This window comes from Oceanicoccus sp. KOV_DT_Chl, assembly GCF_900120175.1.
Lineage (GTDB): Bacteria > Pseudomonadota > Gammaproteobacteria > Pseudomonadales > Dasaniaceae > Oceanicoccus.
Map to the genome: position 1 here is coordinate 108,869 of NZ_FQLF01000004.1, position 13,725 is coordinate 122,593.

The 13,725-nt window shown below is 44.3% G+C and carries 16 protein-coding genes and 3 tRNA genes; 14 read left to right on the forward strand and 5 right to left on the reverse strand.

The genetic code is table 11. The features are described 5' to 3' along the window. Positions 1–47: 47 nt before the first annotated feature. The 5 genes from UNITIG_RS15990 (at position 48) to UNITIG_RS16010 (ending at position 5,586) form a co-directional block, all read left to right on the forward strand. Positions 48–1,106, forward strand: a complete 1,059-nt coding sequence (locus UNITIG_RS15990) for a hypothetical protein (protein ID WP_255399624.1) — start codon at positions 48–50, stop codon at positions 1,104–1,106. After that, positions 1,072–2,883 (forward strand): ATP-binding protein, encoded by a 1,812-nt coding sequence (locus UNITIG_RS15995; RefSeq protein WP_101759394.1) that lies wholly within the window; start codon positions 1,072–1,074, stop codon positions 2,881–2,883. Before UNITIG_RS15990 ends, UNITIG_RS15995 begins: the two co-directional genes overlap by 35 nt. Positions 2,884–2,969: 86 nt before the next feature. Next, positions 2,970–3,491, forward strand: a complete 522-nt coding sequence (locus tag UNITIG_RS16000; RefSeq protein ID WP_255399609.1) for a gamma-glutamylcyclotransferase family protein — start codon at positions 2,970–2,972, stop codon at positions 3,489–3,491. Positions 3,492–3,532: 41 nt separating this feature from the next. Further along, entirely contained in the window at positions 3,533–4,435 is a 903-nt protein-coding gene (locus tag UNITIG_RS16005) for a 5'-3' exonuclease H3TH domain-containing protein (protein WP_101759396.1), read from the forward strand. Positions 4,436–4,437: 2 nt separating this feature from the next. Next, positions 4,438–5,586, forward strand: a complete 1,149-nt coding sequence (locus tag UNITIG_RS16010; RefSeq protein WP_235015459.1) for a 4-phosphoerythronate dehydrogenase — start codon at positions 4,438–4,440, stop codon at positions 5,584–5,586. Here UNITIG_RS16010 and UNITIG_RS16015 read toward each other — a convergent pair. Beyond that, positions 5,554–5,751 carry a PA1571 family protein gene (locus tag UNITIG_RS16015; protein WP_101759397.1) on the reverse strand — a complete coding sequence of 66 codons (198 nt, stop codon included), beginning with the start codon at positions 5,749–5,751 and terminating at the stop codon, positions 5,554–5,556. The genes UNITIG_RS16010 and UNITIG_RS16015 overlap by 33 nt on opposite strands. Before the next feature lie 148 nt (positions 5,752–5,899). Here UNITIG_RS16015 and UNITIG_RS16020 point away from each other — a divergent pair, with 148 nt between their 5' ends. The 3 genes from UNITIG_RS16020 to UNITIG_RS16025 are packed head-to-tail and all read left to right on the forward strand — an operon-like array spanning position 5,900 to position 7,994. Next, entirely contained in the window at positions 5,900–7,057 is a 1,158-nt protein-coding gene (locus tag UNITIG_RS16020) for an ATP-NAD kinase family protein (RefSeq protein ID WP_101759398.1), read from the forward strand. After that, positions 7,054–7,374: a class I SAM-dependent methyltransferase gene (locus tag UNITIG_RS25140; protein WP_200821335.1), complete on the forward strand. Its 321-nt coding sequence runs from the start codon at positions 7,054–7,056 to the stop codon at positions 7,372–7,374. The genes UNITIG_RS16020 and UNITIG_RS25140 overlap by 4 nt, the downstream gene beginning before the upstream one ends. Continuing rightward, the gene (locus UNITIG_RS16025) at positions 7,323–7,994 is read left to right on the forward strand and encodes a class I SAM-dependent methyltransferase (RefSeq protein WP_200821336.1); all 672 of its coding nucleotides are present in this window, start codon (positions 7,323–7,325) and stop codon (positions 7,992–7,994) included. Before UNITIG_RS25140 ends, UNITIG_RS16025 begins: the two co-directional genes overlap by 52 nt. Here the strand turns inward: UNITIG_RS16025 and UNITIG_RS16030 are convergent. Continuing rightward, a complete protein-coding gene (locus UNITIG_RS16030) occupies positions 7,991–8,470 on the reverse strand; it encodes a hypothetical protein (RefSeq protein ID WP_101759399.1) in 480 nt (159 codons plus the stop codon). The genes UNITIG_RS16025 and UNITIG_RS16030 overlap by 4 nt on opposite strands. 12 nt (positions 8,471–8,482) lie before the next feature. Then, on the reverse strand, positions 8,483–9,697 hold the full coding sequence (locus UNITIG_RS16035) for a pyridoxal phosphate-dependent aminotransferase (protein WP_235015460.1): 1,215 nt from the start codon (positions 9,695–9,697) through the stop codon (positions 8,483–8,485). A 140-nt stretch (positions 9,698–9,837) separates the two neighbouring features. Between UNITIG_RS16035 and msrB the strand changes: the two genes are divergently transcribed. Further along, positions 9,838–10,236 carry a peptide-methionine (R)-S-oxide reductase MsrB gene (gene msrB / locus UNITIG_RS16040; RefSeq protein ID WP_101759401.1) on the forward strand — a complete coding sequence of 133 codons (399 nt, stop codon included), beginning with the start codon at positions 9,838–9,840 and terminating at the stop codon, positions 10,234–10,236. Continuing rightward, positions 10,236–10,907, forward strand: coding sequence for a DNA-3-methyladenine glycosylase I (locus UNITIG_RS16045; RefSeq protein ID WP_101759402.1), 672 nt, complete (start codon positions 10,236–10,238; stop codon positions 10,905–10,907). Before msrB ends, UNITIG_RS16045 begins: the two co-directional genes overlap by 1 nt. A gap of 6 nt (positions 10,908–10,913) precedes the next feature. Here UNITIG_RS16045 and UNITIG_RS16050 read toward each other — a convergent pair whose 3' ends face one another. Continuing rightward, complete coding sequence (locus UNITIG_RS16050) at positions 10,914–11,687, reverse strand: hypothetical protein (protein WP_101759403.1); 774 nt, start codon at positions 11,685–11,687, stop codon at positions 10,914–10,916. A gap of 210 nt (positions 11,688–11,897) precedes the next feature. On the opposite strand from UNITIG_RS16050, the gene UNITIG_RS16055 reads away from it, so the two are divergent. Both UNITIG_RS16055 and UNITIG_RS16060 read left to right on the forward strand, forming a co-directional pair. Then, positions 11,898–11,973: transfer RNA gene (locus UNITIG_RS16055), tRNA-Glu, on the forward strand. Between the two features lie 123 nt (positions 11,974–12,096). Continuing rightward, a tRNA-Gly gene (locus UNITIG_RS16060) sits at positions 12,097–12,172 on the forward strand. A gap of 208 nt (positions 12,173–12,380) precedes the next feature. Here the strand turns inward: UNITIG_RS16060 and UNITIG_RS16065 are convergent. Next, positions 12,381–12,466: transfer RNA gene (locus UNITIG_RS16065), tRNA-Ser, on the reverse strand. A 157-nt stretch (positions 12,467–12,623) separates the two neighbouring features. Here UNITIG_RS16065 and UNITIG_RS16070 point away from each other — a divergent pair. Further along, complete coding sequence (locus UNITIG_RS16070; RefSeq protein ID WP_101759404.1) at positions 12,624–13,268, forward strand: MBL fold metallo-hydrolase; 645 nt, start codon at positions 12,624–12,626, stop codon at positions 13,266–13,268. A gap of 42 nt (positions 13,269–13,310) precedes the next feature. Then, positions 13,311–13,655 carry a hypothetical protein gene (locus tag UNITIG_RS16075; RefSeq protein ID WP_101759405.1) on the forward strand — a complete coding sequence of 115 codons (345 nt, stop codon included), beginning with the start codon at positions 13,311–13,313 and terminating at the stop codon, positions 13,653–13,655. The last annotated feature ends 70 nt before the right edge of the window (positions 13,656–13,725 follow it).

The window sequence follows — 13,725 nt, forward strand, 5'->3', positions numbered from 1 at the left end:
TTGATAATGGAGTTGTTTTTATGAAAAAACAAAATTTTATTTTAAATATGTTTAGGCAGCTAAGGTCGAGTACTTCCTTGTTTCTTTTGTGCAGCAGTATATTTTTATCAGCTTGTACAGAGCAAGAAGCTATAATCTATTCTTGGCAATTACAGTCTCAAGCTACGGAATCAAGTAGCGACTTCAAAGAGCTGTTAGTAATGGCTGAAGATATAAAAATAATGAGTTCCGGGCGGTTTATTATAACGCCAGTGCCTGGCGGGACCATAACCAATGGTCCGGATATTTTTAACGCGGTAAAAGATGGTCGTGTAGCCATGGGGAATGGCTGGCCCAATTGGTGGTCGGGGCAGCATCCTGCTTGGGGCGTGATGAATGCAGGGCCCTTTGACTTTATGAATCTTGATGCATCTATGATGTTTTTTCTAGCCGGGGATGGGACGCGTCTGGCGAATGAGTTATCCATGCCGGATGGCGTTATTTGGCGGCCGGCATGGTGGCCGGGAATGGAGTTTGGGTTGTTGTCCAAGGACAGTATCCGTTCGATCGAAGATTTAAAGTCGAAGAAGGTCAGAGTAGGACCCGGCCTGCCGAGTGAGTTGTTAGCTGCTGTCGGAGCTTTTTCAATACCTTTGATACCGCAAGAAATACGTCCTGCATTAGAAAGTGATGAGCTCGATGCGGTTGAGTGGACGACCACATCTGGCGCTTGGGATTTAGGCTTACAGGATATTGCCAAGCACGCCATTGTTCCTGCTATATGGCAGCCGGCGGTACTTGCAGATTTTTTAATTAATGAAAAATCCTATACTGAGTTACCTACAGATTTACAAAAAATTCTAGAAACGGCAATCCGCTCTTATACGCTCACAACAACAATGAAAAACAAAGTAAGTGACATCGCAGCGCTTAAAAAATTTAAGGACTCTGGTACAGTCATTAATCGCTGGTCTGCAGAAGATATAGAAACTATGCGAGTGGAATCAGATGTTATTTATAAGCAATATCAGTCGGATAATGATTTTAGTGATAAATTAATTAAATCCAAGCGCATGTTTAAGCAAAAGTTCAATGAATACTATTTGTTGTTCGGTGCATACGATTAGTATGAAACTGCAATACAGCAAAAACGTTTTCATCATTGTTTCCCTGCTTGTTTTAACAGGGATGTCTTTTTTGGGGTATTTTCGTCTCAATCTACTTGAGCAGAACAGGGTTAGTGCCCTTAATGAAATGGCTCAATCCGTGGTTCGTAGGGTATCAAAGACTACGGCGCCTACTATTTGGAGCGTTTTTAAAAAATCAACAGGCCGGCATTACGAAGATAGCACTGCATCTGCGTTACTGGATTTCGAGTTAGAGGAAAATCCTATAGTCGCGATTATTGTGTATGGAAACTTTGGTCATACTTTTATGGGTAGGGTTAAGGATTCCAGCGGCAACTTAGTTACCTATAATAAAATAATTCACAGCAAGGCAGAAGAAATATTGTCGTCTAAAATGACGCAAGGCGCCATTAAGCAAGGGAGCATGACGATAGGCTCTGTTGCTGTTTACTATTCAGAAAAAAATTGGAATGATCAATTTCCAATTAATCCTTTCGTTGAGTTACTAGACCTGCTTATTATTACTGTGCTGGTAATAGCTATTTTATATTTTGCTCTTCGTATGTCCCAGGCGAAAAGTTCTGCAGAAGAAGCTAATGCGATAAAGGGTCAATTTTTGGCTAATATGTCCCATGAGATTCGCACGCCAATGAATGCTATTTTAGGGTTGTTGGAGCTGTTGCGAAAAAGCAAGCTGGATGCTGAGCAAAAAAGATTTTTGGATGTTATGCATTCCTCTTCTTTTATTCTTATGAATATAATTAATGATGTGCTGGATATTTCTAAAATTGAAGCTGAAAAATTAGACATTGATATCCATGAAGTTGATTTGATCGAGTTGGTAAATTATTTGACGTTGGCCTTTAAAGAACAGGCAGAAAAAAAGACTATTGACTATACCGTTAATTTAGCTGCAGATGTTCCTCGGTTAATTTGTGCAGATGATTTTAGGATCAAGCAAATACTAAGTAACTTAATTACTAATGCGATTAAATTCACTCTAAAGGGTAGCGTTACAGTTGAAATTACCAATAAGGGAATTGAGGATGGCCGCACTATACTCTGCTTTGATGTTGTTGATACGGGTATCGGTATTAGCGCTGAACATCAACAAAAGCTTTTTCAGGCATTCACTCAGGCTGAATCTACAACCACTCGCCGGTTTGGCGGCACAGGATTAGGCCTTGCCATCGCGTTACGCCTTGCTCACTTAATGGGAGGGAATATTACTTTAGAGAGTGCCAAGGGTGCAGGAAGTAAATTCCACTACCAGCAGCCCGTTGAGATCTTTCATTCGGCCAATCAGCCTTCAATAGTTGCAGGTGGTTCTGATCTCGCCCCACTATCGATGTCACCGCGGCAGGCTGTGAATAATGATGCTATTAAAATTTTGGTTGTTGAAGATAATCCAACCAATCGTATGGTGATTGCCAAGCAACTAGAGAGCTTGGGACATAATGCCGATTTTTCTAATGATGGTATTGCGGGCTTGGCTGCCTGGGAGCGAGGTGCTTATGATCTTATCTTTTCTGATTGTCACATGCCCAGGATGGATGGTTATGCAATGACTGAGGCGATTAGAGAGCGAGAGGCCGCTTTGTCAGGCCAGCCACGAGTGCCTATTATCGCGTTGACTGCGAATGTAATGCCCGCTGATAATGACAAATGCATTAAAGCGGGGATGGATGATGTAGTGAAAAAACCCTGTAGCGCTGCTGATCTGAATGAAAAAATTACTAGCTGGCTTCCGCTTGTAACTGTTCAGGTTTCGTCATAATGTTTAAGCTTACACGTTATTTAAGCAATTGCTTTCATTTCGATCTATACATACAATTTCCGCAAAATTTTTAGCCAGTATCACTAGTGAAAACATCTACACGCCATAATTATGTAAACTACTACTTCGCCTACGGTAGCAATATGAACCCCGATCGAATGCGCGCGCGCGGTATCGATTTTAGGGAGGCAGTAGCTGCTAGTTTGCTCGATTTCAAATTGGTTTTTAATAAGCAGGCTACTGCAAAGCCAGGTATTGCTTATGCGAACGTGGCTTATGCCCGCGGCGAGTGCGTGGAAGGCGTTGTCTATCGATTGGCCACTGCTGAAGATATTACATTGATGGATCCTTTTGAAGGTAGTCCGGTACGTTATAGTCGTGAGGTCTACAGTCTCCACACTTCAGTTGGGCTGATTCATGCTTGGGTGTATGTCGCTAATAAAGCAATGCTAAAGGAGGGCTTATTGCCCGAGCGAAACTATTTAAATCATTTATTAGCTGGTAAAGCCTGGCACAGCGAAGCTTATCATCAGCGGTTGCTCAATGAACCTTGTGTAGATAGTACAGTTGATAATTCGGGCAAAGACGGATTGATTTATAATGTTTAGGTTATCTATTTTATTATTACTGCCGTTGAGTTGAGGTAGATTTGTCTAGCCCCGTGTTTCTGATCGACGCCTCTATCTATATTTTTAGAGCTTATTTTGCGATTCCTGATGAGTGGCATACTAAAGAGGGCATGCCTGTTAATGCTCTCTATGGCTATGCTCAGTTCATGTTAAAGTTTTTACAAGCTGCAAAACCTGAACAGTTGGTTGTGGCTTATGATGAAAGTCTTGGTAGTTGCTTTCGAAATGATATCTACCCTGACTATAAAGTGAGTCGAGCTTTACCTGACGATACTTTGGCATTTCAATTACAGGCATGTAAAGCTTTTACCGAAGCGCTGGGGATTACTTCTTTAGCTGATGCTCGCTACGAAGCCGATGATATTATCGCTACGTTAGCCACACAGGCTCAGCAGCGGCAGCAAGCTATCTCTATAGTAAGCCGGGATAAAGATTTGGGGCAGTTGTTATTAAATGAGCACGATTGCCTTTGGGATTTTGCCGCAGATAAAAAAAACTATCAGCAGCAATTATATGAGCACTTCTTAGTTAGGCCGGATCAGTTGTTAGATTATTTGGCATTACTTGGTGATAGCGTTGACGATATACCCGGTGTCCCTGGCATTGGGAAAAAAACTGCAGCGAATCTTTTGAGGCAATTTGGGAGTATAGAAAATTTGTTTAATGACTTGGATGCTGTCGCACAATGCGGTTTGCGAGGTGCGAAAAGCATTGCTTTAAAGTTACAGCACTATCGTCAGCAAATTAGTATGGCGCAAGCCTTGGTTCGTTTGGAGACGGCGATACCTCACTTGCTCGATTTTGATACCACTATGCTGGAGTGGTCGCCGCCGCCAGTTAGTCATGTCAATAATTTTTTTGCTGATTATAGTTTGGAAAAAAGATTTAAATCACAGTTATCACGTTGTTATTGGTGGCAATAAGCATGAATGAAATACGCATTGTTGCTGATGAAAATATTCCTAATGTTATTGAACGTTTCTCTGGCTTAGGGTCAGTGAAAACGGTTAATGGGAGGGCTTTAACGAGTGATCAGCTGCAAGATGTTGATGTATTATTGGTGCGTTCAGTTACACCAGTTGCCGCCTCATTACTGGCCGGCACAGGCGTACGTTTCGTCGGCACCGCAACTATAGGGGTAGATCATCTGGATACCACTTACCTTGATGATCATGGCATTCATTGGGTCAGCGCGCCGGGTAGTAATGCGGACTCAGTTGCAGATTATGTGATCAGCTCCCTGTGCCGGTTAGATGGCGTTATTGGGAGTCTGCTGCGAGGCGCTACAGTAGGTATCGTGGGAATGGGAAATGTTGGTAGCCGTGTTTATCAACGATTATCACGGCTGGGTATAAAGTGTTATGGCTACGACCCTTTGATTGAACAGGATCGTTATCCCGTGATGACTGATCTTGAAACTGTGTTGGCTGCGGATGTGATTTGTTTGCATACGCCACTGACTACAACGGGTGACTTTCCAAGTTATCATTTACTTGATAAAGAAAAATTGGCGTCTTTACAGTCCGGTACTGTTTTAATTAATGCGGGCCGCGGTGCAGTTATCGATAATCAGGCTTTAAAACAATTGTTGGAACAGCGTGATGATTTGTGTGTGGTGCTCGATGTGTGGGAGCCGGAGCCTGATATTGATATTGAGTTGATGAAGCGAGTGGATATTGCAACGCCGCATATTGCTGGTTATAGCCTGGATGGTAAGTTAGCAGGTTGCGAGATGTTATATCAGGCGTGTTGTGAATTTTTAGGGGTGTTAGCGTGTGATTCATCCCATGATCAAGGCCAGTTGTTGTCATTACATTTGCAGAAAACTCACCTACTAGATGAAGGTTTAATAGAGGCCGTACTGGCTTGTTATGATGTGGGGTTAGACGATCAGCGGCTGCGTGGCAGCATATTACATGGTGCTGATAGCGATCGAGGGTCGATTTTTGATCAGTTGCGAAAGCACTATCCTGTAAGGCGAGAAATCAGTCAGTATCAGATTAACCATACTGGCAAATTAGTACCGGCATTGCGGGATGCGCTAACGGCTCTGGGTTTTGTGTTGATAGAATGAAAGCGCTTCAGCTTCGAGTGCCTGACACGCATTTTGAATCATTTGTTCAGTGATAAAAATTTCACGCCCGTCATCATCAATTAGTGCGCATTGAAAAATAGATTCTGTTATTGAATCATCAGCATTATTGTTGCTTGCAGTATTGGTCAGATATGAAATAGTCATTCGGCCTCCTTTATTATGCTTATGTTACGAAGTATATGTGACACTTTTGTGGCAGCCTATGTGCTATTACACAGATAAAAGCGAGTTTATTTACTATTTTTTTAGTTAATTTTTTACTTATTTGAACGCAGCTAAGTACAGAGGTTAGATGTTTAATTTAGGTTTGGTGGTTAATCCTTTAGCTGGCATTGGTGGTCCGCTTGCTCTCAAAGGTAGTGATGGTGACGACATAGTGGCTGAGGCTGAACGCCGAGGTGCCGAGTGTCGGGCAATGCAACGGACTGCGGAGGCGTTGCGCATGCTGGTTGGGCAGCCCTTGATGGTGTTTTGTTTTGCCGATGATATGGGTGAAACCTCCGCCAAAATGGCTGGGTTGAATTATCAATTGGTTGGCCAGTCCGAGCATTTACTTAAGGGGCGGCATAGTACCGCAGCTGATACTCAACATGCGGTTAGCAGGCTGCTTGAGGAGGGGGTTGATATTATTGTTTTTGCCGGTGGAGACGGTACTGCCCGTGATGTATTTCAGGTGCTGGGTAGCGACTTCCCCGTCTTAGGCATCCCCTGTGGAGTAAAAATGCATTCAGCTGTCTATGCTATTTCCCCACAAGGTGCGGGTGAAATTATGTTGCGAATGCTGGAGGGGGGATTAGTCGATATTGGTTTGGCAGAGGTGCGCGATATCGATGAGCAGGCTTTTCGGCAGGGTGTGGTTCGTTCTAGATTTTATGGTGAATTATTAGTGCCGCGGGAAGGGCAGTTTTTACAGCAGGTGAAATCCTCAGGCCGCGAAGTTGAAGCATTGGTGGTACAGGATATCGGCGCGGATATTGTTGAATCCATGGGCGCTGATTATTTGTATCTTATAGGCCCGGGCACAACCCCTCAGGGAATAATGGAAGAGTTAGGGGTGCCCAATACATTACTGGGTTTTGATGCCATTAAAGGGGGGCAGGTATTGGGTCATGATCTGGATGAAAAAGGGCTGATCGCATTGGTTGAGCGGCATCCTGGCAAAACAAAAATAATAATTACTGCCATTGGGGGGCAGGGACATATTTTAGGTCGTGGCAACCAACAATTAAGTCCGGCAGTGATCAGGATGGTGGGCTTGGATAATTTGATTATCGTTGCGACTAAAACCAAAATCACTGGTCTGTCAGGCCGGCCCTTGCTGGTGGACAGTAATGACCCCGAACTGGATGAGGCCTTGTCTGGCTATCGTACAGTCATCACGGGGTATCATGATTCCATAATTTATCCTGTCGGTTATGGGGCAAAAGCGGTACCGGAGCTTGTTTCATGAAACAGGTTCTTGAAGCTATTCAAACGGGCTTATCACTAACAATAACAGATGCCCGTCGCTTGTTTCATGGTCGCGGTCAGTATTATGAAGGTCTTGAATTTATTAATGTTGATTGGTTTTCTCCGGTATTGCTCCTGACCTTATACCAACAACCGGACGCAACTCTATGGGCTGATTTTATAAAGCAGCTCGAGCTTGTTAAAGGACAGGTCGATTGTGCGCTGGTGCAGCGGCGTTACATTCGTGGCGCGCCTTTTGAGTGTCTGTGGGCGAACCAGATACAGACGAGCAAGGTGGCCACTCAATCAAAGCGTTAGCAGTAGAGCAAGGCATGACGTTCGAGTTAACCTTGGGTGGTAAACAAAATATAGGCTTCTTTTTGGATATGGCACCAGGCCGCGAATGGCTAAAGCAGCGTAGTCAGGGGATGAAGGTACTTAATCTGTTTTCCTATACCTGTTCATTTTCTGTTGCCGCAATCGCGGGCGGTGCTAAAACAGTCGTTAATGCTGATATGAGTCGGGCGGCATTAAATGTTGGCCGCCATAATCACCGCCTAAATGGACATGAACAACAATTACGTCGTGATATTGAGTTTTTGCCCTACGATATTTTTCGTTCGTGGAAAAAAATTACCAGTAAAGGGCCATACGATATAGTTATCATTGACCCACCGTCGCGACAAAAGGGCAGTTTTATTGCTGACACGGATTATGCCAAGGTGTTACGGCGATTACCGGCGTTATTGCCTCATGGTGGTCAAGTATTAGCGTGTTTAAATGCGCCGGAATTGAGTGAACATTTTTTACTGGAATTGATGGCTGAGGAATGTCCGCTAGCGAAGTTTGTTGAGCGGCTATCTAATCGTGCAGATTTTCCTGAGAAAAACCCGCAGCGTAACTTAAAGATGCTTCACTATTATTTACCTGCTGGCTAAGCTCTTTCGTAAGCGGTGCTGAGCATATGACGCACACATTGTCCGATCATGATCGAAGAGCCGCTTTTGACCGCCTTGCGTAATTGGCTAATATTGGTTTTTGATTGCTCCAGTATCGAGCTAGGTAGTGATGTGCTGTCGTCAACGTGACCATCACGGTGTTGAATTAAAGGGTCGCCAAAATCCAGGTCGGAGCGTGATGAAAGGAGCAATAGGCCTTTCTCTGTGAGCGTTACCTGGTCCAAACCTTCCTGTTTAATCGTTGCATCATATTGTAAGTAACCTTGCTCTCCTAGCCAAACTATCGCGCTGAAGGCGGATAAAAACCGCACACTGTGTAAGCCAAACTCATCAGGTTCGTCGGACCCGCAAATATCCTCGGTATAGAGAATTATTTTACGAGGGAAACTGTTATAAAGATGTAGAAAGCTCACAGCTACATCCTTATAGAAATCATCGATATGGATATCTGACATGCTAATTACTACTCAATAACGGGATAAAAACTCTTCAAGTCGGGTGATGGCATGAGTTAAATCATCGACTCTTGGTAAAAACACGATACGAAAATGATCCGGTGTTGGCCAATTAAAAGCGGTACCTTGTACCAATAGGATTTTCTCTTGTTGCAAAAAATCCAGAATTAATTTTTCATCACTTTCGATGTCAAATATTTTGGGATCCAGTTTGGGAAACATATAAATGGCCCCCTTTGGTTTCACGCAGCTAACGCCCGGTATTTTAGTGATTAAATCATAGGCAACATCGCGCTGTTCACGCAACCTGCCACCGGGAAGGACCAGATCATTGATACTTTGGTAGCCTCCCAGGCAAGTTTGAATGGCATGTTGAGCAGGAACATTGGCGCACAGCCGCATATTCGCAAGTATATCCAAACCCTCGATATAATCTTTGGCGCGATGCTTGGCACCGGTTAATAGCATCCAGCCACTGCGGAAACCTGCCAGCCGATAGGCTTTTGATAAGCCATTTAGGGTAACGCACAGCACATTGTGTGTTAGCGTACACATTGGAATATGTTTGGCTTCGTCGTAAAGAATTTTGTCGTAAATCTCATCAGCGAAAATAATTAAATTGTGTTCTTCAGCAAGGGCCACAATCTGCAGTAATAAATCTTCGGAGTAAACAGCCCCGGTAGGGTTGTTGGGATTGATAATCACCAGAGCTTTAGTGTTAGCAGTAATTTTACTGCGCATGTCCTCTACATCAGGAAACCAGCCTGATTGCTCGTCACATATATAATGTACGGGTTTGCCCCCTGATAAAGACACAGCAGCAGTCCATAGCGGGTAATCAGGAGCTGGAATCAATACTTCGTCGCCATTATTAAGTAAGGCCTGCATCGACATGGTAATCAGTTCACTGGCACCATTGCCTAGGTATATGTCATCAATGTCTACATTTAGCAAGCCGCGTTGCTGGTAGTGTTGCATGACCGCTTTACGTGCAGAATATAAGCCTTTGGATTCACAATACCCTTGGCTGCTAGGCAAAAGTCGAATAACATCCTGTAATATTTCATCCGGGGCATCAAAGCCAAATGGAGCGGGGTTGCCGATATTTAATTTTAAAATACGATGGCCTTCTTCCTCCATGCGGTTGGCCTCTATCAGCACGGGGCCGCGGATGTCATAGCAAACATTAGCGAGTTTATTGGATTTTGTGATGGCTGGCTTGTTCAAGGGGTGACCTGTAAAAGTTATAAACCGGTTATTGCCGGTGAAGTAAAAGGCTAGTTTAAGAAAAAAAAATGATTCACGCCATCTATCCATTCGGTTTATGAGGGTTTAGTGAAAAGAAATAGATTATTGGGGTGTTTATTATGAGTAATGTTGAGAAGACTGAGCAGGAATGGAAGCAGCAGCTAAGCGCAGAAGAATTTTCTATTTGCCGTCAAAAGGGAACTGAACGGGCATTCAGTGGTGAGTATTGGGATACCAAGACTCCGGGGGTTTATCTGTGTAAATGCTGCGGCGATAGTTTGTTTGAATCCGGAACAAAGTATGACTCGGGGTCAGGGTGGCCCAGTTTCTATCAACCCGTCTCCGCTGAAGTTATTGCTGAAGACCGAGATAGCTCTCACGGCATGGTCAGGGTCGAGGTAATGTGTAAGCGTTGTGGCTCGCACCTGGGGCATGTCTTTAATGATGGTCCCGCGCCAACCGGCTTACGCTATTGTATTAATTCTGCTTCATTGACTTTGCAGGCTGATGGGGAGTAATGAAGGACTTTGATTTTATTTATCATCACGTATTGGAGCGGTACGGTGACGAACGAAAATTCGAGGCGCTGTTACAAACGCCTAAAACAGCCAGCCAGCTGATTAAACAATCAGATAGTTTTTATTTGTCAGCCATGTCGCGGCGGATTTTTCGAGCGGGTTTAAAGCATGCCTTAGTGGATGCTAAATGGCCCGCATTTGAGCAAGCCTTTTTCCAGTTTAACCCTCGTCGGGTAGCGATGATGAGCGATGATGAACTGGATGCTTTGATGGCGAATACCGCAATCATTCGTCATTGGGGCAAGATTAAATCGGTTCCTGTCAATGCGGGTTTCTTACTGGCTATCATTGAGGAATATCAGAGTGTTGGCCATTGGTTAGCGCAGTGGCACAGTGATGATGTGGTTGGTTTATGGACGGCATTGAAGAAGCAGGGCAGTCAAATGGGCGGCAACTCTGCGGCTTCCTTTTTAAGAATGGTCGGCAAAGATACGTTTATTTTAACTGAGGATGTCGTTGTGGCTTTAATAGCCCAGGGTATTGTCGATAAAAAACCGACGAGCCAGAAAGATTTAGCCAAGGTTCAGGCCGCATTTAATCAGTGGATGGAACAGAGTGGGCGGCCTTTGTGTCAAATCAGCCGGATGCTGGCAATGACAGTGAATTACTGAGCTTAATTAATCGTATACCGCTTTCTTTTTCCAGGTGTCATCCGGTTTATTCAGCTCATCCCATTCTGCGTCAGCTGCTGCTCTATTAGGGTCTTCTTTAGCATCAACTTTGGTTGCCTGTACTTCTAGTTCGGCAATTTTTGCAGTGTACTGGTTAATTCGATCGGTATAGAAGCCGTCGTTGTTTTCCTTTTTCATTTTTTCGATAATCATATGCAAATAGTGAATGGCAAGCCGCGGCTTGCTTTGCTTTATGGCATTCTGTATCGGTTCAGCCAGTGCATCAACTGAAGTTTGTACAATTAAACGACGCACTTGTTGGCCATAGATTTTAGCCTCTTTGCTGTTAACCCTGCCGCTGGCAGCTAGTTTGGCAATAAAATTAAACAAACTAGTCAGCATTTTCTGGACTTCTTTGATTTGCTCCGGGTCGCTTAATGTAACACTAGGAGCATTCGCCGGTTTTTGCTTGCATTCGGCCATCCGCATATTGGCTTTATCGAGTTTGTCTTTATAGTCCTTGTTCTTGGAGTTAATTTGGTAGAGTTGAGAATAGACTTCTACCAAGCAGTTACAGACTAACACTTGCAGATCGCGGCTGAGAAAACCTTCAGGGAAGCCATCCAGCATATAGTCGAAGTTGCGTGAACGGGAATTTAGCGCGGCTTCAAGGCGGCGTTTTTCTTTGTTGTTTTTATCTATAGTCTGCATGGTGATGGCAAGGGTCACCAGGATGAACAAACCAATCGTGATGATGCCGACGATAACGGTGGTGGACATAATTACTCTCGTATAGCTAAGTGAAATACATAGGCTTTATAACAGTCGCTGTTACTACAGTATATAGTCTAGCTTTTTTTCGATTATTTTTTAGCTAATAAGCCATAAAAACAGCAACTTATAGAAAAAAATTACAATGGGGCTTGACCTTTGCAAGGAAGCTTCTTATTATGCGCGCCTCTTCAACGGACACCGCTGAAGACCTGATGCGTCCCCTTCGTCTAGAGGCCTAGGACACCGCCCTTTCACGGCGGTAACAGGGGTTCGAACCCCCTAGGGGACGCCAATTTTTTACTATGTAATCAACAGCTTATGGTTTTAGTTGTTGCTTGGGCACAATCGGGACAATGTGTTAGTTGTTGATGATTGAATACAGTGTCTTACGATATTGTTTAGCCGTCAGTAGAATGCGGAATTAGCTCAGTTGGTAGAGCGGTACCTTGCCAAGGTACAGGTCGTCGGTTCGAACCCGATATTCCGCTCCATTTTCTCTTGTCATTTTCTAAGTACAGCCCGTCGATAGTAGTACGCTACTACTCATTTAGCCTGCTTGTGAAATATCATCCATCGCAAACTGATTCAGATTTCGAGTCTGGCTTTAACTGCGGGCATTTCAAAACTATATAGGGCTTTATAGGGTATACGGTAAACTAGTGCCACCTTTGCAGCAGGATTCATCATAACTGGAGGAAATGGCGGTGAGTGAGAGATTCGAACTCTCGATACTTGCGTATACACACTTTCCAGGCGTGCTCCTTCAGCCACTCGGACAACTCACCAGAGTTTGGTCTAACGGGATAAGCGATAGGCCATAAAGAGGGGCGCTAATGTACTGGAGAACGGTACCTTTAGCAACTCCATATCAATGATTCCCAAGGTCTTTTTAGTCATTTATGCTATTCTTCGCGGCCAGTTTCTATTGTTGTGAGAGTTTCCATGAAGTGCGCTATTGTCCCTGTCACTGCCTATCAGCAGAACTGCTCAATTTTGGTCTGCGAGCAGACTAAAAAAGCAGCGGTAGTCGATCCCGGGGGCGATTTAGATAAAATCGAGCAAGCGCTTCAGCAGCTAGGTGTGAAGTTAGAGAAAATACTGCTGACCCATGGCCATATGGATCATTGCGCAATTGCTGACGACATACGGACAAAATATAACGTACCTATCGAAGGTCCGCATGAAGCCGACCGTTTCTGGATTGATAAACTACCAGAGTGGTGTGAGATGTCTGGATTTCCTCATGCTGAGGCTTTTGAGTCCGATCGCTGGCTGCACGATGGTGACACAGTACAATTTGGTGAACAAACGTTGGATGTTAAACACTGTCCGGGACATACACCTGGGCATGTGGTGTTTTTTCATGCCGGGGTTAAAGTGGCTATTGTTGGTGATGTCCTCTTTCAGGGGTCCATAGGACGCACCGATTTCCCGATGGGTGATCATGAAGCGTTAATCCGGTCTATTAGAGAGAAGCTTTGGCCGCTTGGCGATGATGTATCCTTTATTCCCGGTCATGGGCCGACCTCTACCTTTGGTCAGGAACGGCAGACCAACCCCTTTGTTGCGGATATGCGTTTTGGTTAAGTGGCAGGCAATTAACCGTTATTACCTTATCGGGAGTTTACTGTGCCAGTCATGACCGCGCGCTGGTTTTTAGCGGTGTCACTAATAGTGCTGCTGCCAATGCCTTTTTATTTCGAAGGTTGGTATAGCTCTACCGTCTTATTCGTCATGGCGTTTAGCACTTTTTCCTGGTTGTTAGTTGCGCAAGGTATCATCGCTGTGTTGGTCATAGCTGGAATAGCCTATGCCTACGGGCTGCTCAGTGCGATGTGGCCGGCTAAGATTCGTGGCTCGATTATGGGCTTGGCGGTATTAACCGCGCTCATCGTATTTTCTTCGCTGCCTATCTATCATGACCTTGCAAGTAGGGACGGGACCACTATTAGCTTTCTCGAGCTCTATCAGTAATTACGCTGTTAATAAATCTTAAATCAGAGTTGCTTGCTGAACTTTGGTCTCAGTGTATAGACTTGAGTGC